This is a genomic window from Achromobacter spanius, assembly GCF_003994415.1.
In the GTDB taxonomy this organism is placed as follows: Bacteria; Pseudomonadota; Gammaproteobacteria; order Burkholderiales; family Burkholderiaceae_B; genus Achromobacter; species Achromobacter spanius_C.
Genome location: NZ_CP034689.1, coordinates 3166860 through 3191224 on the forward strand (window position 1 = coordinate 3166860; position 24365 = coordinate 3191224).

The following is a 24365-nucleotide window of genomic DNA, read 5'->3' on the forward strand; positions in this document are numbered from 1 at the left end:
GGGCTATCCCGACAGCACGACAAGCAGTGCCAGGAATAAAAGAATGCCGAACGCGGCCAGGGCAAACGGCAGTAGTAGAACATACACGCCGCGTTCTTGCCCCTGTCCGTGGGCCAAACCGGCCGCAATCGACATGCGAACGGGGGAAAAAATGCCCATTGCCGTGCCCGAAACGTGTAACAGCGCAGCCGCTGCCGGCACGTTCAAACCCGCGTTAAGCGCCAATGATAGCTGCGATGGCATGAACAGGCTGTTCGGCGCGTTGCCACTGTTGGCGAGGATACCAAAGGCGCCCGCCAGCAAGGGGGTCATCAGAATGGTCCAGTCATGCAGCGTGGCAAACAGCCCATCGGCATAGGCCTGCGAGATGCCCGCGCCGGCCAGCACCTCGGCCATCATCGCAAACAGGAAGACGGACATGACGGCGTGGCGGCCCGTGTGCCACGCCGTGCGCGCCTGGGTCATCAACGCGCGCGGCTGGCGGCGCCAGGCGGCCAGCGCCAGCGCGCCCACCATCAGCCAACTGCCCGCGTGCAAAAAAGGCTTCCACGCGGGCAGGTCGGCAAAGGGTTGGATGTCGGCCCAGGCGCCCAGCGTGTGGTTGAACGCGGGCACGAGCCGTGTGACGGCCAGGCAGGCGATCACCAGCATGTAGGGCAGCGCGCGCCGGGCGGCGGCCAGCGCCTGGGCGCGGTCGGGGCGGCGGTCCAGCACAAAGCGCAGCACGATCAAGGGGCCAAAGGACACCAGCAGCGCGGTTTCTGGTCCCAGCACGGCGGTGGCGGCGCTCAGCAGGACCAGGCTGGCCGTGATCCAGGCGGCTTCGCGCCCGTGTTCGGCGGCATCGGCGCGCAGACCGGCGCGGCGCGCGGTGCGCCAGTACAGCGCCATCCACACCGCCATCAGCAAGGCCACCGCCACCATGCTGTACAGCGCCAACTGTGGGGCCGGCACGCGCGCATAGGCGGAGGCCAGCAAGGTGCCGCTGCCCATCGCGCCCCACGGAATCAGGGTCTGGCTCAGCAAGGCGAACACCATGATGTCGCGCGGCTTCAGGCCCAGCGGGCGGATCAGCAGCACCGTGCCCAGCATGCCCACGCCAAAACCCGTGGCGGATTCCGCGAAAGGGCCGATCAGGAAACAGGCGAAGAACAGCCGCCGCCGCCGGGCCAGCGGGTCGTTCAGTTCGGGGTGTGCGGCGGTCGCCTGCCCAGGCGCCTGGCCCTGCGAGGCCATCTGCCAGAACAGCAGCCCGCCCAGAATATAAGGCGTGATGATCCAGCCGATCCATGCGCCACGCTCAAGCGTCACCGCCAATTGCTCGCCGGCAAACGGGGCAGGCGCGGCGGACAGTGCAATGGGGACGGCGGCGCACAGGCCCAGCACCGCGGCCACCGTGGTGTTGACGCGCCCGCTGGCGATGGCGCCGATCACGATCAGGGCAGGCAGGGACCACAGCAGATAGGTCATGGGTTGGGGGCGCCGCTTATTGGACGGCGGCCTTGGCGGGTGAGCGCAGCACGACCTGCGTGATTTCCGAGGGGCGGCCCAGGCGGATCGGAAAGCCTGGCCACAGCCCCGCGCCGTTGCTGACGTAGAGGTGCATGCCGTCCACATCGTACTTGCCCGACACAAAGCCTTCGTTGGCCAGTTGGGTCAAGAGGTGCGGCCCCAGGATCTGCCCGCCATGAGTATGGCCGGACAATTGCAGCCCGGCGCCCGCGCGCGCATTCTGCGCCGCGCCGATTGGGCGATGGCTCAGCAGGATGACCGGGTCGGTAGCCCGCACGCCGTCCATGGCGCGCGCCACGTCCGGCACGTCCTGACCATAGGCGGCGGCCATCTTGTCCGTGACGCCGGCCAGCACCAAACGCTGCCCCTTGGGTGTCAAGGTGACGTGTTCATTCAACAGCAGGCGCAGGCCCAGCTTGTCGAACGCGGGTAGCCAGCGTTGGTATTCCGCGTAGTACTCGTGGTTGCCGGGGATGGCATAGACCCCGTCGGGGGCACGCAGTGCTTGCAGCGGCAGCACATCGGCCGCGCGGGCGTTGGTGGTGCCGTCGACCAGGTCACCGGTGATGACGATCAGGTCGGGCTTCAGCGCATTGGTTTTGTTGACCACGGCCTGCATCCATGGGGCTTCCAGCAGCCGGCTGGCGTGCAGGTCGGTCAACTGCACCAGCCGGTACCCGTCCAGCTCGGGCGGCAGCTTGGGCAGGGCGACTTCGATCGTCTTGACGTCGGGCACGCGCACGGCCTGCCACACGCCGATGGCCGACAGCGCCATGGCCAGCACGGCGGCGCTGGCGCCCCAACGGCGTGCCGCCAACACGCGCCGGCCGCGCGCGCGTGACACGGCGTAGACCGCCACGCCCGCCACGTCGCGCACCAGCAGCAGCATGGCCAACAGCAGCAGCCCGCCGAAGAGCCAGCCCAGCACCATGATCAGCGTGGCGGGAATTTCAGGGGAAGCCATCGAGCCGAAAAAGTGGCGCGTGACCAGATGGTGCTCAGCAACCCCAAGCAGCAAGGCGGACAGCAGCAGCTTGGCGGGTTTGGACCAGGACAGGGGCAGAACGAAACGCCAGATGACGTAGAGACTGATCAGTGCCGTGAAGACGTGGAACACGCGGTGATTCCTACTGGAAGAGGGCGGGATGCCGTTGGAAAAAATGGGGCCGGCCGGAGCCAGCGACATTATGCCGGTGCGGAGGCGTGTGCTGATGACAGGCCGTCTAGGCCCAGGCAAGCCGCAGCGGCAAGTGGGCGAGTCAATGAAACGTCGCGAATGTATGTGGCAAATACACGTCGTAAATTCGCAACAAAATATAGGTATGAGAAGTATTCGCATTACATTTCGTCCCCACATCAAAAGCCCATTCAGGGAGAGGAAGCCAGCATGCATGTCGCCAGGCCGCAGCGCCGCAAACCCCGTGTTCGTTCTCATCATCAGCCCGGTTTTCCGCTATGCCGCACCTCGGCCTTGGTGCTGATGGCGCTGGCTTGCGCCAATGCCGCCGCGCAGGACAGCGCCGTGGCGACCTTGCCCACCGTGCAGGTCGTGGGCGATGGCGACCCGACCACGACAGAAGGGACGGGGTCTTACACGCCGCGCGCCACGGCCGCCAGCACCGGCCTGCCGTTGACGCTGCGCGAAACGCCGCAATCCGTCACGGTGGTGACGCGCCAGCGCATGGAAGATGAAAACATGTTGTCGCTGGCCGACGTCATGGCCAGCACGCCCGGTATCTCGGTGCAAAACTACGACAGCGAGCGTTATTCGTTCAGCTCGCGCGGTTTCTCCATTACCAATTACCTGTACGACGGCGTACCCACCGACTTCAACACGGGCTATGCGGGCGGCGAATCGTCCATCGACCCCATCATCTATGACCGCGTGGAAGTTGTGCGCGGCGCCACCGGCCTGTTGACCGGCTCGGGCAATCCGTCGGCGTCCATCAACCTGGTGCGCAAGCACGCCACCAGCCGTGAGTTCAAGGCCGACGTCAGCGTCAGCGCCGGCAATTGGGACACCTATCGCGGCACGCTGGACCTGTCCACGCCGCTGAACAAATCCGGCAGCGTGCGCGGCCGCATCGTGTCGGCCTACCAGGACAACCATTCGTATCTGGACGGCTACCAGAACAAGAAAAAGATCTTCTACGGCGTGGTGGACGCCGACCTGACGTCGCGCACCACCTTCAGCGCGGGCTTCAACTACCAGGACAACGACCCGCAGCGCAGCAGCTGGGGCGGCTTTCCGCTGTGGTACGCGGACGGCGGGCGCACCGACTGGAAGCGGTCGTTGAACACGGGCGCGGACTGGAGTTCGTGGGCCAGCACCACGTCCGGCGGCTTCGCCAGCCTGGAACACCGCTTTGACAACGACTGGCGCGTGCAGGCCGTGGCGTCACATTCCAAGCACGAAATGGATGGCAAGCTGCTGTACCTGTATGGCTGGCCCGACCGCGAAACCGGCTTGGGCGTGAACGGATCGCCCGCGTGGTACCTGGGCGACCGCAAGCAGAACAGCCTGGACCTGAAAGCCTCCGGCCCGTTCACGGCCTTTGGTCGCCGCCATGAAGCGGTGGTGGGCGCCAGCTTCACCCGGCAATACGCGGACTTTGACTACCGCTCGGCGCTGGACGCCGCGCCGGTGGGCAACTTTTTCGACTGGGATGGCTCGTATCCCGAGCCGCAGTGGAGCGACACCGCCGTCACCGCCAGCCGCTACACCACCAAGCAAAGCGGCTGGTACGGCGCGCTGCGCCTGAACCTGGCCGACCCCTTGAAGCTGATCGTGGGTGGGCGCTACAGCACCTGGAAGACGGATTCGGTGGGCTTTGGCGGCGGCAGCCGCACGGCATTCGACAAAGACGCCTTCATTCCCTATGCCGGCTTGCTCTACGACATCAACGAGACCTACACCGCCTACGTCAGCTACACCGGCATCTTCAACCCGCAAAGCTACCAGGACCGCAACGGCAGCTGGCTGGACCCGCTGGAAGGCAAGTCCTACGAGGCCGGCATCAAGGGCGAATTCCTGGAAGGCCGCCTGAACGCCAGCGCCGCCATTTTCCAGGTCGAGCAGGACAACGTCGCCCAGACCGACCCGGGTTACCTGGTGCCGGGTTCGATCAACCAGGCATACCGGGCCGCACAAGGTACGCGCAGCCGCGGCTTTGACCTTGAGATGTCGGGTGAGGTGACGCCGGGCTGGAACGTGGCGGCCGGTTGGTCGCATTGGACCGCCCGCGACGGTGACGGCGCCCCCATCCAGACCAACCAGCCGCGCTCGCTGGTGCGCCTGTTCACCACCTACCAGTTGCCGGGTGATTGGAACCGGCTGACGGTGGGCGGCGGCGTCAACTGGCAAAGCGGCGTCTACACCATCGCCAGCGGCCCCAATGGCGACGAGCGCGTCGGTCAGGGCAGCTACGCCATCACCAACCTGATGGCGCGATATCGCTTCAACCGCAACCTGTCGGCGCAGTTGAACGTCAACAACGTGTTTGACCGCAAGTACTACAGCCAGGTCGGCTTCTATAGCCAAGGGGCCTGGGGCGCGGGCACCAGCGCCATGTTGACGATGCGCTATCAGTACTAAGGTGGGCGGCGCTCATGCGTTTGCGCAGAGCGCCACCGGGCAGTCACGCAAGAGCGCGGTCAAGGGCACTTCGCCCGCCGCGTTCGCGCTGACCTGAGCCTCGGACAACACGTTGCGGAGCGCGCCCGCATCAATATCCGGGGGCAGGGCAACGCGGGTGCCTTCCCAGTAGCGGCAGGCCTGCGCCGCTTGGTCCGTTGTATACGCCACCAAGGCCCGCGCGCATAGCCGGGGCGCCACCGCCACCATGCTGCGCCCCTCGTGCCGGCGCACGTACGCAATCACGTGCGCCGCGCGTGGGCCGATGACGGCAAGCGGCGTGTAATCCCCGTGGCTGAACAGGGCGGGGTGGCGGGCACGCAGCGCCAGGACGCGGCGGATAAGTTGCTGCTTGATGGCGCCGCTGCGCCACGCTGCCGCGCCGGTGGCCATGGGCAGGTCAGCATCCTCTGCCTTCAGCAACGCGGCCCGTTCGGCGTAGTCGACGGGGCGGCGGTTGTCGGGGTCAACCAGGCTGAAGTCCCACAGTTCGGTGCCTTGGTACAGGTCGGGCACGCCGGGTAGCGTGTTGCGCAACAAGGTCTGGGTCAGGCTGTTCACCAGCCCGGCGGGGGCGATGCCCAGCGCCCATGTGGCGATGTCGCGCAGCAGCGCCCGGCCGTCGCCCGGGTCTTGCAAGGTCGTGATGCAGGCTCGGGCGGCGTCTTCGTAGCTGGCGTCCGGGTCGGTCCAACTGGTGTGCAGCTTGGCTTCACGCTGGGCTTTTTCTTGCCACTGCGCGATGCGTAGAAGAAATTCAGAGACGGGCGCGGTGACCTCGTCACCGCCGTCATCCAGGCGCTCGACCGATAGCGACAGCGGCCACGCCCCCACCAGGCTTTGCAGCAGCAGGTAGCGGTCGGCGGGGCTGGGCGCGCCCGGCTTGGCCAGGCGCGGTATCCATGCGCCCACCATGCGCAGCCATTCGTCGGGCGCTTCGCTCAGCACGGCCAGCCGCGCGCGCGTGTCCTCACCGCGTTTATGGTCATGCGTGGCGGTGGCCAGCATGGCGTGGGGATGCGTGCGCGCGCGCGCCGCGCTCAGCGCATGAAAGGCTTGCAGCGGCAGCGCAAAACGCGTGGGGCTGGAACCCACTTCGTTGCGCGACAACAGCGGGCCACGGCGGTAGAACAAGGTGTCTTCCAGGGCCTTGGCCGCCAGCGGCGGGGTCAGTTGCTGGAAGCGGCGCAAGGCCACGGCGCGGGCTTGCGCCACGTCGTTATCGGTTTGCGGCGCGCCGCCCAGCCATTCGTCAATCTGTTCCAGCAATCGGGCGTCGGCATTGCCGTCGCCCAGCGTTTCGCGCGCCTGCTCCAGCGCCACGCGGCACCAATGCGCGTCCGCCGCGCTGCGGCCTCCGTCCTCCGCATAGCTGCGGTACACCGGAAACGCCGCCAGCAAGGCCGTCAGCACGCGGTCGATGGCGGGGGCGGTCCAGTCGCGCGTGCGCAGGTCGAAGCGGGCGATGCGCGTCAGCGCGCGCACCAGCGCTTGCCGTTCGGCGGGGAAATGCCGCGCCAGCATGCGATGGCGCGCATCGCGGAGCTGGGCAGCGGCGTCGCGCGGGTCGCCGCTAAGCGCGGCCCAGCAGCGCTCAAGCTGGGCCTGCGCTTCGGGCGCGTGCAGCAGCGCACCCACCTGGTCCATGAAGTCGTAGCCAGTGGTGCCCTCGGTGGGCCAGCGCGCGTCCAGCGATTCGTCGTCTGCCAGGATTTTTTCAATGATCAGGTAGGCGCCGCCGGGCAGGCCGGCTTGTTTGCGTTCGCCTTCCGCTTGCCGCAAGGCGTGGCGCAGGCGGCGCAGATAAGCGCCAGGGCTGGCCAAGCCGTCGATGTGATCGATGCGCAAGCCGTCCAGCACGCCTTCGCGATACAGGCGCAGCACCAGGCCATGCACGGCGTCGAAGACGGCGCCGTCTTCCACGCGCACGCCGACCAGTTCACTGATCTCGAAGAAGCGGCGCCAGTTGATCTGGTCGGGCGCGGTGCGCCACCACGCCAGTCGGTAGTGCTGGCGTTCCAGCAGCGCATGCAGCCGCGCCTGGCCCGCGTCGGCGGCCGAATCGCCAGCCAGGGAACCCGGCGCAAGCGGCAGCTGCTGGCCACCCGCGCTGATATGGCAGGCGCCTGCCTTCGCATCGTGTTCCAGACGGATGTCGCCTGCCGCCAGGGCCTGGCCGTACAGGTCGGGCAGCACGGGCAGCAGCACCTTGCCGCGCAACGCAGGGTCGGGCGCATCCCAGTCGATATCGAAGGTGGTGGCGTGCGCGCTGTCCTGTCCGTGGCGCAGCACGTCGGCCCACCAGGGGTTCGAGGCGTGCGCCGCCATGTGGTTAGGGACGATGTCGGCAATCAGGCCCAGGCCGCGCGCGCGGGCGGCGTCCGCCAACCGGCGCAGGGCGGTTTCCCCGCCCAGTTCGGTGCTGACCCGCTGATGGTCGATCACGTCATAGCCGTGGGTGGACCCTGCTCGGGCCTGGGTAATGGGCGACAAGTACAGATGGCTGACGCCCAGCGCGGCGTAATAGGGAAGCTGCGCGCGGGCGTCGTCCAGCGTAAAGCCGGCATGCAGTTGCAGGCGCGCGGTGGCGCGGGGAACTAGGGTCTGGTTCATGATCGCCCCCGCACGGCGCGCACCGGCCGCAGCCGCGCCTGGCTGTTGGGCGCGTTCAAACAGTCCGCCACGGACAGCGGTACGCGCTGGCGCCAGTTGGGATGATCCGTGGTGGTGCCGGGCAGGTTGGGCTGGTCCAACTGGCCGGTCAGGTCTTCCAGCGGAACCAGCATCAAGGGGCAAGGCGTAGCGGCGACGAAGCCCAGCAGTTCGGCGCTGGGCGTCTCGCGCGGCAACGGCAAGGTGGATGCGGCCGGCGAGCAGGACTGCACCGACCGCCACAAGGTGGCGCGGTCTTCCAGGCGCTCGGCGTGCAGCGCGGCCTGATCCTGACCGGGCGCCAGCAGGCGCAGCCGGGAACGCCACAGGATGTCTTGCGCGTGCCACCAGCCTTCCAGCGTGGGCAGATCGTGGGTGGTGGTCATGGCGACGGCGTTGGCGGGCCACTGCGAGGGCGGCAGGAATTCGGGAGGCTCGGCAGAGGGGGCTGGCGGCGTTGCGCTGTCGGCGCCGGCTTCCGGCGCGGAACCGGCGCCGCGCATGAACCACAGCACGTTCATGCCCAGGACCCCGTGCGCTTCCAACTGCGCGTCAAACCCTTCCGGCACCGTGCCCAGGTTTTCACCGACGATCAGCGCGCGGTGCAGCCGGGCTTCCAGCGCGGTCAGGCGCAGCAACTGCTGCAAGGGATACCGCAGGTAGCCGCCGTCTTGCGGGCTGGCGCCATCGGGTATCAGCCACATCCGGGCCATGCCCAGGATGTGGTCGATGCGTAATCCGCCGGCATGGGCCAGGCAGGCGCGCAGCATGGCCAGAAAGGCCGCGTAGCCGGAGGCCTGCAAGGCGGTGGGTGACAGCGCGGTCAGGCCCCAGCCTTGGCCCAGCGGGTTGTACAGGTCGGGCGGCGCGCCCACGCTGGCGCGTGCCATCAGGTCGGCCCGCCGACTCCAGGCGTGACTGCCCAGCGGGCTGCCGCCTACCGCCAGGTCGGCCACCACGCCCACCCGCATGCCGGCATCGCGGCTGGCGTGCTGTACGCGCCTCAGGCTTTCGGAGGCCAGCCATTGGCTGAACATGTGTGCGTCGACATCGTGCGCGTGATCGGACGCGTAACGTTGCGCGGCCGCTGAGCGCGGATCTTGCAATTCGGCGGGCCACTGCGTCCAGGGCACGGGCGCGCCCGCCGCCAGACTGTGCTCGGCGTGCAGGGCTTCGAATAGCGCGTGCTCAAACAGGTCTGGCCCGGCGGCGGCGCGGTAGCTGTCGTAAGCGCGGCGCTGCTCGGCGCTGGCGTGGGTGGAGAAGCGGTCGTGCAGGCGCCGCAGCAGCTGCTGGCGAAAGCCCGCCGCCGCGGGCCAGTTGATCAAGGGTTGCGCGTCCAGCACAGGCAGGCGCGCCGGGGTCATGCCCGCCAGCGCGTCGCGCACGGCATCCGCGCCCAGGATGCCGGCGGGGTCGGCGTACAGCGTGTTCAGGAACAAACGGCTGGATGGGGAATACGGGCTGCACTGCGCCGGGTCCGCCGCAAACATGGCGTGCACGGGGCTGATGGCCAGCGCATCGGCGCCGGCCGCGCCGGTGGCGATTGCCAGCTCACGCAGGGCGCCGAAATCGCCAAAGCCGTGCGTGGCCTGCGTGGGGTCGGGGGCCGGGCGCCGCAGGCTGTAGACCTGTACGGCCAGGCCCCAGGCGCGGGCGTCCTGCGCTTGCAACAGTTCATCCAGCGACGGCGCGCGCGGCGGGCACACGGCAAGAGTCGTCACCCCGGCCTGCGTGTGCAGGGTGTAGTAGCCGGGGTGGTTGGCGCGCGCAAGGTCGCGGCGGCGTCCTGTCCCGCCGTGGTGCGGCCGGAGAGGGCCGGCCCGGAAGAGGGTTCGATGCGATAGGTGCCCGCGCAGTCGGGCGGCAGCGGCACGGCCTCGCCCGGCAGTGCGACCAGCATCGCGGGCAGGTGCGCCTGCGCGGACAGGGCGGCCAGACGCTGGCGGCTGTCGCGGATGTCTGCCTCGGAATCGGCGGGCAGATCCATGGCGGCCAGCAGCGCGCGCAAGGTGTCGGGCGACACGCGGCGGGGGCGCTGGCCGGCGTCGGTCCAGTGCTCGGCAATGCCGGCCTCGTCGGCCAGTTCGGATAGCCCCGCGTGGGTGGCGGCGCTCATCTTGCGTCCTCCAGCAGCCAGACGGTGCTTTCCGGGCAAAGGCTGCCTTGGCTCAAGGCGTCAAACGCGCCCGCGCGCGACTCGAACAGCAGTGACGAGGCCAGGGGCGGTATGGTGGCTTGTTTGCGCGGCAGGGCCGCGTGCATCGGCCCCAGGTTGACGTACGCCGTCAGCAAGGCGCCATTGCCCAGACGCCACCGGGCATGCACGCTGTGATCGCCCACGGCGCGCGCGTACACGGTGCGCGCGCCTTCCAACCTGGGCGCGATAACGCGCAGGCGCAGGTCCAGCAGCGCGCGGTACAGGCTGCGCCACGACTGGGCTTCCGCGCTGTCGGCCTGGGGCCAGGGCGCGCTTTGGTCCCAGGTGGATTCGGCGTTCGGGTCGGGCACGGGTTCGCCGTTGGCGCCCGAAAACTCCGGGAACGCGGCGAATTCGCGTTGGCGGCCTTCGCGCACCGCTTGCGCCAGCGCCGGGTCCGTGTAGCTGGTGAAGTACAGGAAGGGCGCGCGGCTGCCGCTTTCCTCACCCATGAACACCAGCGGAATCTGCGGCGCCAGCAGTTGCAGCGTGACGGCGGCGCGCAGGCGTTCGGCGTTCTCGGCCAGCTCGGTCAGCCGTTCGCCCCAGGCGCGGTTGCCGGTCTGGTCATGGTTTTGCAGGAACAGCACGAAGGCCGTGGGCGGCAGGTGGCCGCTGGGTTCGCCGCGCGCCGCGCCTTGCCGGTAACGCGAGGGCTGGCCTTGATACAGCCATCCTTCGGCCAGGCAGCGCGCCAGCGCCTGGGCAGGCTGTTCCGCATAGTCGGCGTAGTAGCCGCGGGACTCCCCGGTCAGCAGGTGGTGCAGCACGTGGTGCGCGTCGTCGTTCCACTGCGCGTCATAGCCTTCAGTCAGCAGGCTGGCGCGGTTGTCGTCGTTTTCCAGCACCAGGTGCAGGTGGCGCTGCGCCGGCACTTGGCCCCGCACAAAGCGCGCCAGTTCCACCAGCCAGTCGGGGTCGGGAATGGCGTGCACCGCGTCCAGCCGCAAGCCGTCAAAGCGGTATTCCGTCAGCCAGTACAGGGCGTTTTCTTCAAAGTAGCGGCGCACGGGGGGCTGGCGGAAATCAATCGCGGCGCCCCAGGGTGTGGATACGTCATCGCGAAAGAAGGGCGCGGCGTATTGGGACAGGTAATTGCCGTCCGGGCCGAAGTGGTTGTAGACCACGTCCAGCATCACGCACAGGCCCAGGCCATGCGCGGTGTCGATCAGGCGCTTGAGCTCGTCGGGCGTGCCATAGGCGGTGTCGGGCGCATAGGGCAGGACGCCGTCGTAGCCCCAGTTGCGGGGGCCAGGGAAGTCGGCGATGGGCATCAGTTCAAGCACGGTGATGCCCAGCCCGGCCAGCTCGGGCAGGCGTTCAGTCAGGCCGGCAAAGCCGCCTGCCAGGCCGGGATGGGCTTCGTAGATGATGGCTTCGCGCCAGGGGCGGCCCATCCAGGACGCGTGCCGCCAGGGGTAGGTGTCCGGCCCCATGACAACGCTGGCGCCATGCACGTCGCCATCTTGCAAGCGCGAGGCGGGGTCGGGCACGAGCAGGTCCTGGCCGATGCGATAGCGGTAGCGCGTGCCGGGCGGACAATTCACGTCCACCTGGGCGTAGCCGTCGGCGTCGGGTCGCAGCGCGATGGGTACGCGCCCATCGATGACCAAGGCCAGGTCGGGTGGGGCCGACGGCGCCCACAGGCGAAAGCGCGTACGCCCGTCAGGCAGCGGCAGCGCGCCATGGGTATAGGGTTCGGGCAACACGGTCATGAGGCATTTCCGGGGATGCAGGTGGCGGTCAGCAGCACCAGGCTATGCGCCTCGACCGTAACCTCGGGTTCAGAAACGGGCGCCGCGGGCACTTGCGTGGCGGAATCCAGTTCACGCAGCCAGGCTTGCCCGGGTTCGGGCAAGGTGAAGGTGGCCGGTTCGGCGCTGGGGTTCATCAGCAGCAAGGAAATATCGGCGCTGCCGTCTTCGCGCAGCGCCGCGCGCCGCAAGGCCATGGTGCGCAGTTGCGGGTCGTCCCAAGCCGCCTGGTCGATGGGGCCACCGTGGGTGTCCAGCCAACTGATGGCGCTGACGCCCGGGCATATCTCCTGGGCCGCATCGCCGAAGCGCGCCGCGCGCAGGCTGGGATGATCGCGCCGCAGCGCCACCACCCGCGCCACGAAATGGCTGAGTGCTCGGCCCGCGTCGCTTTGGGCCTGGCTCCAGTCCAGCCACGATAGCGGGCCGTCCTGGCAATAAGCGTTGTTATTGCCATCCTGGCTGTTGCCGAATTCGTCGCCCGCCAACATCATCGGCGTGCCATCGGACAGGAACAGGGTGGCCAGCAAGGCGCGCTGGACACGGCCGCGCCGTTCAAGAATGGCGGCGTCTTCCGTCGGCCCTTCCTCGCCCCAGTTGTGGCTGTAGTTTTCCGAATGGCCGTCGTTGCCGTTTTCGCCATTGGCCTCGTTGTGGCTGCCGTCGTAGCTGACCACGTCCTGGAGGGTAAAGCCGTCGTGGGACGACACGAAGTTGATGCTTGCCCAGGGCCGGCGGTGGCGGCGGTCGAAGATATCGCGCGACCCGCACAGGCGCGCCGCCATGTCGCCGCGCATGCCTTCGTCGCCGCGCCAGTAACGGCGCACGGTGTCGCGATAGCGGTCGTTCCATTCGCCCAGGCCGGGCTGGTGGTTGCCCAGCTGGTAGCCGTCGGGGCCGATGTCCCAGGGTTCGGAAATGAGTTTCACGCCGGCCAGCACCGGGTCTTGCAGCAAGGCGTCGAAGAAGCCCGAACCGGGGTCAAAGCCCGTGCCTTCGCGGCCGAGGGTGACGCCCAGATCGAAGCGAAACCCGTCCACCCCATACGACTGCGTCCAGTACCGCAGGGAATCCATCACCATCTGCAGCACGCGGGGGTGGGACACGTTGACGGTGTTGCCGCAGCCGGTGTCGTTGATGTAGTAGCGTTCCTCGCCGGGCATCAGCCGGTAGTAGCTGGCGTTGTCCAGCCCGCGCCAGGACAGCGTGGGCCCCAATTCGCTGCCTTCGCAGGTGTGGTTGTAGACCACGTCCAGAATCACTTCCAGCCCGGCCGCGTGCAGGCGCCGCACCGCTTGGCGCAGGTCGTTGGGGCCGTTTTGCAGATAGCTCGGTTCCGGCGAGAAGAACGACAGCGTGTTGTAGCCCCAGTAGTTACGCAAGCCCCGTTCCAGCAGAAAGCGGTCTTGCAGGAAGGCGTGCACGGGCAGCAGTTCCACGGCGGTGACGCCCAGCCGGTGCAGGTGCTCGATGAAGCGCGGGTCGGCCAGCGCGGCGCAGGTGCCGCGCAGAGGCGGGCGCAGGTCTTCGCGCTGCATCGACACGCCGCGCAGATGCACTTCGTAGAGGGTGGTGTCCGTCCACGGGGTGTCGGGAGCCTTGCTGTTGCCCCAGTTGAATGGCACGTCTTCGGTCACCACGGCCTTGGCCATGGCCGGCGCGCTGTCGCGGCGGTCCATCGACAGGTCGGCGCGCGCGTGGTTCATGCGGTAGCCAAAGAGCGCATCGCTCCAACTGACCGGCCCGGTCATCTGGCGCGCGTAGGGGTCCAGCAGCAGCTTGTGCGGATTGAAGCGGTGGCCGTTGCGCGGGTCATACGGACCATGCGCGCGATAGCCGTAGACCAAGCCCGGTTGCGCATCTGGCAGGTAGCCGTGCCACACCTCGTCGGTGCACTCGGGCAGATCGAAGCGCCGCAGTTCCTTGCGGCCGCGCGCGTCGAAGATGCACAGTTCGATGCGGGTGGCGTTGGCCGAGAACACGGCGAAATTCACGCCCAGGCCGTCGCTGACGGCGCCAAGCGGATACGGCCGGCCGGTGGTAAGGCGGGTGAACTGAGTGGGGTCCATGGATTCAGCCTTGGTGCGTGAAGAACAGAGTGGCAAGCGGCGGCAAGGTCAGCGACAGCGATTGCGCGTGGCCATGGGCGGCTTGGTCTGACGACTGCGCCGCACCCTGGTTGCCCTGGCCCGAGCCGCCATACCAGCCCGCGTCGGTGTTCAGCGATTCGGCCCAGCGGCCGCCCAAGGGCACGCCGACGCGGTAGTCGTGCCGCGTGACGGGGGTGAAGTTGCAGACGGCCAGCATCAACGACGACGCGCTTCGGCGCACGAAGGCGGCCACGCTGTTGTCGGCATCGTCCATGACCAGCCAGTCAAAGCCGTCGGGCTCGGTGTCGCGTTCATGCAGCGCGGGCGATTCGCGATACAGCCGGTTCAGGTCGGCCACCAGGCGCTGCACACCCTTGTGGCCGGCGTCGTCCAGCAGGCCCCAGTTCAACGAGGCATCGTGGTTCCATTCGGCGGGCTGGGCCAGTTCACCGCCCATGAACAGCAGCTTCTTGCCCGGGTGCGCCCACATGAAACCCAGGTAGGCGCGCAGGTTCGCCAGTTGGGTGGCGGTGTCGCCCGGCATCTTGTTCAGCAAGGAGCCCTTGCCGTGCACCACCTCGTCATGCGAGAGCGGCAGGATGAAGCGTTCGGAATAGGCGTAGGCCATGCCGAAGGTGATGTCGTGATGATGGTATTTGCGATGGACCGGGTCTTCGTGCATGTAGCGCAGCGTGTCGTGCATCCAGCCCATGTTCCATTTGTAGTGAAAGCCCAGGCCGCCGTCAGCCACCGGCGCGGTCACACCGGGCCAGGCGGTGGACTCTTCGGCCACCACGATGGCGTCGGGCGCCTGTTCGCGCACCGTGGTGTTCAGTTCGCGCAGGAAGGCCACCGCTTCCAGGTTTTCGCGGCCGCCGTGTACGTTGGGGATCCATTCGCCGGGCTGGCGGCTGTAATCGCGGTAGAGCATGGAGGCCACCGCGTCCACGCGCAGGCCATCAATATGGAATTCCCGCAGCCAGTGCACGGCGCTGGCGATCATGAAGGCTTTGACTTCGGTGCGGCCCAGGTTGTAGACCAGCGTGTTCCAGTCGGGGTGATAGCCTTCGCGCGGGTCGGCGTATTCGTATAGCGGCGTGCCATCAAAGCGCGCCAGCCCGTGGGCGTCGTTCGGAAAGTGCGCGGGCACCCAGTCCAGGATGACGCCGATACCGGCGGCGTGACAGCGGTCGACGAAGCGGGCGAAGGCGGCCGGCGGACCAAAGCGCGCGGACGGCGCGAACATGCCCAGGGGTTGGTACCCCCAGGAGCCGCCGAAGGGGTATTCCATGATCGGCATCAGCTCCACATGCGAGAAACCCATGGCTTCTGCGTAGGCGGGCAGCTTGTCGGCGAGCTGGTCCCAGACGCAGCGCTCGGCGTCGGGCGCGAGCCATGAGCCGGCGTGCACTTCGTAGATGGAAATGGGAGCGTGGCGCGCTTGGCGCTCTGCGCGGGAACGCATCCATGCGTCGTCCGTCCAGGAATAGGGGGTGGGGTCGTCAACGACCGAAGCGGTGGCAGGCGCTGCCTGGGCGCGGCGCGCCATGGGGTCCGCCTTGAAAACAATGGCGCCCGCGTTGTCGGTAATGGCGAACTTGTAGCAATCGCCCGCCGTCACGCCGGGAATGAACAGTTCCCACACGCCGGCCGCGTGGCGCAGGCGCATGGGATGGCGGCGCGCGTCCCAGCTGTTGAAGTCGCCCACCACGGCGACGCGGCGCGCGTTGGGCGCCCAGACCGCGCAGCGCAGGCCGGGCACGCCATGCATCTCATCAAGCCGCGCGCCCAGCACCGACAGGGCCGCGCGCCAGTCACCGCTGGCCAGCCCGGCCAGATCGGCGTCGGACAGCACCGGGCCGAAGGCGTAGGCGTCGGCCGTCAGTTGTTCGGTCTCGGGCCACTGGATGACCAATTGGTATGAGCCCGGGTCGCCGGGGCGGGCGTCGGGGGCGGCCCCGGTATAGAGACCTTGGGCTTGTTCTTGCAGCGGCAGGCGGCTGCCGTCGGTGGTCACGACCGACACCGCGCGGGCGCCGGGCACCAGCGCGCGCACCACGCCATCGTGCGGCCCCAGGACCGCAAACGGGTCCGCGTGCTGGCCCGTGACCAAGGCCTGCAGGCTGGCCGCGTCAAGCTGGCCTGCTTGTGGCGCAGACGCTGGAGAAGACGGCTGGGGGGGGCCGTTGTCATGACGATTCATCGTGATTGTTCCTCGGCGCTGATCGCCGCTTCTTGCAAGAGTTCGCGTGCCAGCTCGGTCAGCGCGCACAGCGGAATGGAGATCCAGTCGGGGCGGTGGGCCGCTTCGTAGCTGACTTCGTAGGCGGCTTTTTCCAGTTGCGCCAACTTCAGCAGCGTGCTCTCTTGCGCGGCAGGGAGCGCAATCCTGGTTGAGGCGGCCTCTTGGTAGCCTTGCAGAAACGCCTCGACCGCGCGCGCGCCAAAGCGCGCCAGCAAGGTGTCGCGCAAGTCCTGCGGCACCCCGTGGGCGGCCGCCGAATCACCGGGGCCCGCGTTGGCGTCGGTGGGCGCGCCACCCATCGGGTCGCTGCGCGCCACCGATGCGGCGGCATAGTCGAACGAACGCAGCATGCCCGCCACGTCCTTGTACGGCGTCGTGACCGTGCGGCGGGTCTCCAGCGTCTGGATGGGCTCGCCTTCAAAGTCGATCAGGTAGGCGTCCGTCTGCGCCACCAGCACCTGACCCAGGTGGAAGTCACCGTGTACGCGAATCAGCGGCGCGCCCGTCAGCGCCTGCGCCATGCGGTCCACCTGCTTGGCCAGGCGGCCGTGATGTTCAAACAGCCATTGCGCGCAGGCGTGTGATGGCGCTTCCAGCTTGTCCTGCGCGGCACGCAGGTCCTGTTCGGCGCGGCCCAGTTGCGCGATGATGCGCGCGGCGTGTGCCTGCGCATCTTCCGCCGTGGCGGTTTGCACGGGAAAGGCGGGGTCGTCCGATTCCTGGGCCAGCGCGTTGTGCAGCTCGGCCAGGCGGCGGCCGATGGTGCTGGCCATGACCGTGTAGCCTTCCAGGCTGGCTTCGAATTCCTCGGGGCTGTTGCCGCCCAGCAGCGCCGCGCCCAGCGTGCGTTTCAGGGTGTCCAGCGTCCAGGTCCAGGCATCGCCCTCGTTGGTGACGAAGGCGTGCAGCACGGCCAGGGTATGGGGCACGCCGTCGGCGTCCTCGCGCAACACTTCACCCAGCAAGGCGGGAATATTGGCGTAGCCCACGCGCGTCAGGTGGCGCGATATTTCAACCTCGGGCGAGATGCCGGGCTGCACGTTGCGGATCAGCTTCAAGATGGCTTGCCCACCGACGATGACCGAACTGTTGGACTGTTCCGCGCTGATCCATTGCAGCGCGGGTTCTTCGCCGAAGTCCAGTTCGGCCAGACCTGGTTCCGGCAGGCAGCGGATCACGCCGGGTTTGTCGCCCGGCTTGCCGCCGTCGCGTCCATCGACCGCGTGGCCAGCGCGCATGGCGTCGACCACGCCCAGCACAAAGCCGGGTTGCAGAAAGGCGTCGGCCAAGGTGCCGACTTCGGCGCCCCGGCGCACGCGCGCAATGGGGTACTGCACCTGGGCGGTTTCGTCCCAAACGAGCACGAAGGGAGCCTGGACGCGCAGGGCGTGGGCTTTGGGTTTGAGGTCATCACGTCGGGCGCCATCCCCACTTTGGGCGCCATCCCCATCTTCAGGTTCGACTTCGGCCCAGTAATACTCGCCGCCGTTGGACTTGAAGGGCGTGGCGTAGGCCAGCCGCGCGCGCAACGGCGCCTTCGACCCCGGAAACCAGCGCTGGCGCGCCAGGTATTCAGGCAGCACCTCTGTTTCCAGCGTGCTGCGCGAGGCATCCGTCAAGGCCGCGCCGCCGCGCGACTTCAACACCAGGGTGGTCAGTTCCGGCATCTGCTCGGGCGCGCTGGCGTGCCAGCCTGGCGGGGCGGCGTCGGCGCTCAGGTCCATCCAGTAAAAGCCATAGGGCGGCAGCGTCAACAAGTAAGGCAGTTCGCCAATGGCGGGAAACGGCGTGCCGCCCAGCATTTCCACCGGCACGCGGCCGCTGAATGCCTGCAGCGGCAATTCCACGGGCTGCGCCGCGTTGGACAGGTTGGCCACGCACAGGATGATGGTGTCGTTCCATTGCCGCAGGTACGCCAGAATCTTGCGGTTGCCGGCCTGGATGAAGCGCAGCGTGCCGCGGCCGAACGCGTGGGTCTGGCGGCGCTGCGCCAGCATGCGGCGTGTCCAGTTCAGCAGGGAATGCGGGTCGCGCTGCTGGGCCTCGACATTGACCGCCTCGTAACCGTAGAGCGGCCCCATCAACACGGGCAGCGGCAGGCGCTCGGGGTCGGCGCGCGAGAAGCCGCCATTGCGGTCGGGCGACCATTGCATGGGTGTGCGCACGCCGTCGCGGTCGCCCAGGTGCACGTTGTCGCCCATGCCCAGTTCGTCGCCGTAGTACAGCACCGGTGTGCCGGGCATGGACAAGAGCAGGCTGTTCATCAGTTCGACCCGGCGGCGGTCGCGTTCCAGCAGGGGGGCCAGGCGGCGGCGGATGCCCAGGTTGATGCGCGCGCGCGTGTCGGCGGCGTACACGCTCCACAGATAATCGCGTTCGCGGCTGGTCACCATTTCCAGCGTCAGTTCGTCATGGTTGCGCAGGAAGATGGCCCATTGGCAGGTCTCGGGAATGTCGGGCGTCTGCCGGATGATGTCGGTGATGGGAAAGCGGTCTTCCTGTGCAATCGCCATGTACATGCGCGGCATCAGTGGAAAGTGGAACGACATATGGCATTCGTCGCCGGTGCCGAAATATTCCTGCGCGTCCTCGGGCCATTGGTTGGCTTCGGCCAGTAGCAGGCGGTTCGGATATTCCTGATCGATCACCGCGCGTATCTGCTTTAGCACCTGGTGCGTTTCCGGCAGGTTCTCGTTGTTGGTGCCTTCGCGTTCAACCAGATACGGCACGGCGTCCAGGCGCAGCCCGTCCACCCCCATGTCCAGCCAGTAACGCATCACCGACAGCACTTCCTTCAGCACTTGCGGGTTGTCGTAGTTCAGATCGGGCTGATGCGAATAGAAGCGATGCCAGAAGTAGGCATTGGCTTCGGGGTCCCAGGTCCAGTTGGATTTTTCCGTATCGCAAAAAATGATGCGGGTGCCGGCATAGGCCTTGTCGTTGTCGGACCACACGTAGAAATTGCGCGCCGCCGAACCAGGGCGCGAGGTGCGCGCGCGCTGAAACCAGCGATGCTGGTCCGACGTATGGTTGACCACCAGTTCGGTAATGACGCGCAAGCCGCGCGCATGCGCCTCGCGGATCAGCTTGCGTACGTCGGCCACGGTGCCGTAGTCGGGATGCACGCCTCGGTAGTCGGCGATGTCGTAGCCGTCGTCGCGCCGTGGCGAGGGGTAGAACGGCAGCAGCCAGATGGTGTTCACGCCCAGGCTGGCGATGTAGTCCAACTTCATGATCAAGCCGGGGACGTCGCCCACCCCATCGTCATTCGAGTCGAAGAACGACTTCACATGCAACTGGTAGATGACGGCGTCCTTGTACCAAAGACCGTCATCCTTATGGGGCTGGGTTTCAGTGATCATATTGGGCTCCGGGCGCGTCAACCATGCAGGGACAGGCGCCAGATTCGATAGGGTTGGTCGGGGGACAGCGTCACGGTGCGCGTCGCGTCGCGCCAGGTGTCGCGGCTGTCCATCAGCAGGTCTTCCACTTCCAGGTGCGCGGGCCGGGCCTCGCCGAAGAGCCAGAAGGGCGCCTCCACGTGCGCGGGTTGTGGGTGGAAAGGGTCCAGGCTCACCACGGTGAACACCACGTTGCCCAGGCCGGGCGTGGCTTTCACGAAGGCCAGCACGCGGTCATTGCCGCTGGGCACCGCCGTCAGCCCGCGATGCGTTTGCAGGGCGGGGTTGGCGTGGCGGATCTGGTTCAGGCGCGCGATCTCGGCGCGGATGTTGCCGGGGGCACGCCAGTCGCGCTGGCGCAATTCGTACTTTTCGGAATCCAGGTATTCCTCTTTGCCCGGCACCGGCGCGGCCTCGCACAGTTCAAAGCCGCTATACACCCCCCACAACCCCGAGCCCATGGCGGCCAGCGCGGCCCGGATCAAGAAACCGGGGCGGCCCGAGGTCTGCAAGAACACCGGGTTGATGTCGGGCGTGTTCACGAAGAAGTGCGGCCGGAAGAAATCAGCGGGCGGCGGGTGCGAGACTTCTTCCAGGTACGACTGCAATTCCGCGCGGTCGTTGCGCCAGGTGAAGTACGTGTAAGACTGCGTGAAGCCCACCTTGGCCAGCCGGTACATCATCTTGGGCTTGGTAAAAGCTTCGGACAGGAACAGCACGTCGGGATGCTGTCCGTGCACTTCGGCGATCAGCCATTGCCAGAACGGCAGCGGCTTGGTGTGGGGGTTGTCCACGCGGAAGATGCGCACCCCGTTCTCCACCCAGAACAGCACCACGTCGCGCAGCGCGCGCCACAGCGCCAGCTTGCGGGCGCGGCGGGGCGGGCTGCCATAGAACGACACATTGACGATGTCCTGGTATTTCTTCGGCGGGTTCTCGGCATAGCGCAGCGAGCCGTCGGGCCGCCACGAAAACCAGTCGGGATGCTGTTTCAGCCAGGGGTGGTCGGGCGAGCACTGAATGGCGAAGTCCAGCGCCATTTCCATGCCATGGTCGTGCGCGGCCCGCACCAGGCGCAGAAAGTCGGGCAAGGTGCCCAGCTTGGGTTCGATGGCGTCGTGCCCGCCCTCGGGCGAGCCAATGGCGTAGGGGCTGCCCACATCATCCGGCTCGGCGCTCAGCGCGTTGTTGCGCCCCTTGCGATTGCTCAGGCCGATGGGGTGGATGGGGGGCAGGTACAGCACGTCGAAGCCCATTTCCTGGATGTCGGGCAGGCGCTCGATGACGTCGTCAAAGGTGCCGTGGCGGCCGGGTTCGCGCGCTTGCGAGCGCGGAAAGAGTTCATACCAGGCGCTATGGCAGGCTTGCGGGCGGTCGACCCAGACCGGGTAGGGGGCGGGCGTCACGGTTTCAAAGGGGCGGGCGTCCAGCTCGCGCATGGCGCGGGCCAGTTCGGGGCTGAGCAGCAACGCGATGTGGGCGTCGCTGGGTTCCGTGCCCGACTTCGGGTCGGGCAGGGCTTTCAGGGTCTGCTTCACCACCGCCACACTGTCGGCGGAGTAGGCGTGCTGGCTGGCGCGCTTTTCGGCTTCGCGCAGCAACTGCATGCCTTCGGCCACTTCAAGCGATAGCGCCAGACCCGCGTTGTGCTTGACTTCAAGGTCATGGTGATAGGTCTGCCAGACGTCAAACCACGCCGCCACCTGAAACTCGTGCGGCCCAATCCGACGCGGCCGGAAGCTGGCCTGCCAACGGTCGTTGGACAGCAGTTTCAAGGGCGTGCGCTTCCAGTGGGATTCGTCCGCGGCGCGCCATCGCACCTCGCCCGCGATGCGGTCGTGTCCGTCCATCAGCAGGTCGGCCTGGACGGTAATGCGTTCGTGCACCGTGCACTTGACGGGGTGCGCGCCATCATCCACGGCGGGCGCCACGCTTTCGATGGCCACGCGCAGGCCGGCTCCGCCTTCGGTGCGCGGCCCCGGGTGGCGCGAGGCCTCGCGCACGGGGGGCATCGGCGTCACCGCCATCAGCACGCAGGCGCCGGGGGCCAGGGTGTCGCCAGCCAGCACGGGTGCGTCCGCCTCGCGTTGCGGCAGGATGTCGCCGGGCGGCAGGCTGGGGGCTACCGCGTCCCAATCGATGCGCGCGGGGCTGTTGTTGGCGGGGTTCAGCGCCAGCACGGCCGTGGCGCCGTCCGCCATCTCGCGCAGGATCAGCGTGGCGCGGCCATCGCGGCCGCCCAATACCCGGGGCAAGCCCGTGGGCAGGCCTGCCGGCGGTTCGTGCAGGCTGAGCCACTGATTGATGTCCTGGGTGGTGTCGTGATGGGTGTCATCGGGGCGCGTCTGCATACCGGCTGGCGCGTCGATCTCGCTTTCCGTCGCCATCCAGCCGTTGGCGGTGAAGGCGGCGGCCCAGGCGCCGCGCATGTCGGCATCGGGCCGATTCGGGGCGTGGCCTTCCAGCGGCTGGGTGCTGGCCAGCACGGGCGCCACCCGCCGCAGGCGCGCGGCCTCGTCGGCCAGCCACGCGGACTTGTAGTCCCACCACGGCAGGGACGAAAACACCCCGTCGAAGCCGGCATCGCGCAGGGCGTCCAGTTGAGGCTGGGTCAGGCCGGGCGTCCAGGCCAGACAGCGCGGTGGGCTGGCATGGCGGCGCAGTGGCGTCAACAGGTCCTGCCAGTTTGCGGCGGGCAGCGCCTGGGGGGATTCAAATACAAAGCCGGCCACGCCCGCATCGACCCAGCGCGTCAGCCGCTCGGCCCAGGCCTGGGCAAACGCTGGCGGCGGCGCCCGGTGCAGCGTCATCACGCCCCAGGTGCTGAGGGGCAGGCGGGGATCGCGGGCCGGATCGTCAGGCGGGGGGAGATACCAGCCGGCAGGCGCCGTGGCGGGGCTGGCATCGACCGATACGCGGTCCAGCACCACGCGCAGCATCAGCATCAAGCCTTGCGCCGCGGCGGCGCGTGACAGGCGGGCCAGGCGCTCGGTGATGGGTTCGGTGCCATCACCCGCCAGACTCAGGTCGGCATCAATGGGGGCTAGCGTACGTGCATCGGCCGGCCGCAGCCAGGGCGGCGGTATCAGCACGGCATTGAACCCGGCCTGTTGGATGCGGGCCAGCCGGGCTTGCAGGGCGGGGTCGCCTGCCGTCCGCGCGCCGTCCGGCAGACCCAAGGGCGCGTGGCAGATGCGCAACGCGGCGGGCGGGGTGGGGACGGGCGTCTGGGCAGCAGCCATATAGGTTCGCCTTAGATGGGCATGGGCAGGGAACCGCGCGCCTGCCGCGACCGCCGCTGGCGCGTGTCGGCCCGTTGGCCCGCTTGTGCGGCCTGAGCGCCCTCTGCCTGAACCGGGGCGGGTTGCGCCGTGTTGTCCTTGGCGTCGGCGCGGCCGGTCAGCGCTTGCAGCAGTGCTTCGTATGCGCCCACGGCGCGCTGCCAGCTGAAGTCGGTGTTCATGGCGTTGCGCTGCATGGCGCGCCACAGCGTCGGATGCCGACGCAGATGCATGGCGCGCGACAGCGCATCGGCCATGGCGTCGGGGTGGTCGCCGTCAAACAGCAGGCCGTTGGCAAACGCCATTGCCGTCAAGGGCGCGTGGGTACCCGGGTCTTCGATGGTGTCGGCCATGCCGCCCACGCGCGACCCGATCGGCAGGGTGCCGTAGCGCATGGCGTACAGCGGCGTCAGGCCAAAGGGTTCGAAGCGGCTGCCGTGCAGCAGGATGTCGCCGCCAGCGTGCAGGCGATGCGCGCCCGCCTCGTTGTAGCCAATGCGGGTGGCGCAGCGCTGGGGGTAGCGGTCGGCCAGCGCCTTCAACGCGGCTTCCAGGCGGCGGTCGCCCTGGCCCAGGATAGCCACCTGCATTTCCGGGTAGGTGTCCAGGGCGCGCGGCAGGGCCTCGGCGGCCACGTCGGCCATCTTCTGGTCGGTCAGCCGGCTGCCCATCACCACCAGCGTGGCTTGCGCGTCGGCCGCCAGGCCGAATTCACGTTGCAGCACGGTCTTGCACAGGCGCTTGTTGGCCAGATCAGAGGCGGTGTAGCGCAAGGGCCCCAGGTGCGGGTCGCGCGCGGGGTCCCACAGCGCCGTGTCGATGCCGTTGGGAATGGCGATGAGATCGGCTGCGCGCTCGCGCAGCAAGCCATCCAGCCCGCAGCCGAAGGCCGGCGTCAGGATTTCGCGCGAATAGGTGTGGCTGACGGTGGTGACGCGGTCGGCGTGGGCAATGCCGGCCTTCATGAAATTGAGCTTGTTCCAGGCCACGCTGGCGTGCTCGCCCCGGAAGGCGGGGGCAATGCCGAAGGCAGCGGCATCCTCTAACGGGAATTGGCCTTGAAACGCCATGTTGTGTATGGTCAGCACCGATTTCACGTCAGTGATGCCGGCTTGGCGCATCAACATGGGGGTCAGCGCCGCGTGCCAGTCGTGCGCGTGCACCACATCGGGGCGTGGCAGCCCCGGCACGCCGCGTGCAATCCGCATGGCGGCGTGCGACAGGGCGGCGTAGCGCAGGCCATTGTCAGGGTGTTCCTGGCCATCCTCGTCCACATACAGCCCGGCGCGGTCATAGAGCGCATCGTTTTCCAGCAGCAGAAAGGGCAGTTCCGACGAAGGGCATACGCCGGCCAGCAGGCGCGCGTCGCCGCCCGGCAGGTCTTCCAGCCGCGCCACTTCGTGCACGCCGTCCAGGCGCTTGACCGCGCCTCGGTAGGCGGGCAGCAGGATGGTGGCGGGCACGCCCCGCTGGACCATCGCCCGCGTCATGCCGGTGATGGCGTCGCCCAAGCCCCCGGTCTTGGCCAGGGGGAATGCTTCGGCAGCCACTATGAGTATTGTCGTCGCCATGCTTGTTGCTCCGGAGTAGGTCGGA

General features: G+C 68.0%; 12 protein-coding genes. 1 reads left to right on the top strand and 11 read right to left on the bottom strand.

Annotated elements, in window-relative coordinates; translation table 11 throughout:
* Positions 1 to 3: 3 nt before the first annotated feature.
* Positions 4 to 1470, bottom strand: a complete 1467-nt coding sequence (locus ELS24_RS14560) for a hypothetical protein (RefSeq protein WP_127184535.1) — start codon at positions 1468 to 1470, stop codon at positions 4 to 6.
* Between the two features lie 16 nt (positions 1471 to 1486).
* On the bottom strand, positions 1487 to 2629 hold the full coding sequence (locus ELS24_RS14565; RefSeq protein ID WP_127184536.1) for a metallophosphoesterase: 1143 nt from the start codon (positions 2627 to 2629) through the stop codon (positions 1487 to 1489).
* Positions 2630 to 2899: 270 nt separating this feature from the next.
* Between ELS24_RS14565 and fhuE the strand changes: the two genes are divergently transcribed.
* Positions 2900 to 5107, top strand: a complete 2208-nt coding sequence (gene fhuE, locus ELS24_RS14570; RefSeq protein WP_127184537.1) for a ferric-rhodotorulic acid/ferric-coprogen receptor FhuE — start codon at positions 2900 to 2902, stop codon at positions 5105 to 5107.
* Between the two features lie 12 nt (positions 5108 to 5119).
* Here fhuE and treY read toward each other — a convergent pair whose 3' ends face one another.
* Genes treY through glgA form a run of 9 tightly spaced genes read right to left on the bottom strand, consistent with a single transcriptional unit; the run spans position 5120 to position 24340 of the window.
* Positions 5120 to 7759 carry a malto-oligosyltrehalose synthase gene (gene treY, locus ELS24_RS14575; RefSeq protein WP_127184538.1) on the bottom strand — a complete coding sequence of 880 codons (2640 nt, stop codon included), beginning with the start codon at positions 7757 to 7759 and terminating at the stop codon, positions 5120 to 5122.
* The gene (gene malQ, locus ELS24_RS14580; protein WP_240669522.1) at positions 7756 to 9522 is read right to left on the bottom strand and encodes a 4-alpha-glucanotransferase; all 1767 of its coding nucleotides are present in this window, start codon (positions 9520 to 9522) and stop codon (positions 7756 to 7758) included. The genes treY and malQ overlap by 4 nt, the downstream gene beginning before the upstream one ends.
* A complete protein-coding gene (locus tag ELS24_RS31285; RefSeq protein WP_240669523.1) occupies positions 9519 to 9917 on the bottom strand; it encodes a hypothetical protein in 399 nt (132 codons plus the stop codon). The genes malQ and ELS24_RS31285 overlap by 4 nt, the downstream gene beginning before the upstream one ends.
* Positions 9914 to 11713, bottom strand: coding sequence for a malto-oligosyltrehalose trehalohydrolase (treZ, locus tag ELS24_RS14585; RefSeq protein ID WP_127184539.1), 1800 nt, complete (start codon positions 11711 to 11713; stop codon positions 9914 to 9916). The genes ELS24_RS31285 and treZ overlap by 4 nt, the downstream gene beginning before the upstream one ends.
* On the bottom strand, positions 11710 to 13821 hold the full coding sequence (gene glgX, locus ELS24_RS14590; protein ID WP_127184540.1) for a glycogen debranching protein GlgX: 2112 nt from the start codon (positions 13819 to 13821) through the stop codon (positions 11710 to 11712). The genes treZ and glgX overlap by 4 nt, the downstream gene beginning before the upstream one ends.
* Positions 13822 to 13825: 4 nt before the next feature.
* Entirely contained in the window at positions 13826 to 16045 is a 2220-nt protein-coding gene (gene glgB / locus ELS24_RS14595; protein ID WP_127184541.1) for a 1,4-alpha-glucan branching protein GlgB, read from the bottom strand.
* Positions 16042 to 19449 carry a maltose alpha-D-glucosyltransferase gene (gene treS, locus ELS24_RS14600; RefSeq protein WP_127184542.1) on the bottom strand — a complete coding sequence of 1136 codons (3408 nt, stop codon included), beginning with the start codon at positions 19447 to 19449 and terminating at the stop codon, positions 16042 to 16044. Before treS ends, glgB begins: the two co-directional genes overlap by 4 nt.
* 17 nt (positions 19450 to 19466) lie before the next feature.
* The gene (locus tag ELS24_RS14605) at positions 19467 to 22730 is read right to left on the bottom strand and encodes an alpha-1,4-glucan--maltose-1-phosphate maltosyltransferase (protein WP_127184543.1); all 3264 of its coding nucleotides are present in this window, start codon (positions 22728 to 22730) and stop codon (positions 19467 to 19469) included.
* An 11-nt stretch (positions 22731 to 22741) separates the two neighbouring features.
* Positions 22742 to 24340 (bottom strand): glycogen synthase GlgA, encoded by a 1599-nt coding sequence (gene glgA, locus ELS24_RS14610; RefSeq protein WP_127184544.1) that lies wholly within the window; start codon positions 24338 to 24340, stop codon positions 22742 to 22744.
* Positions 24341 to 24365: the final 25 nt, after the last annotated feature.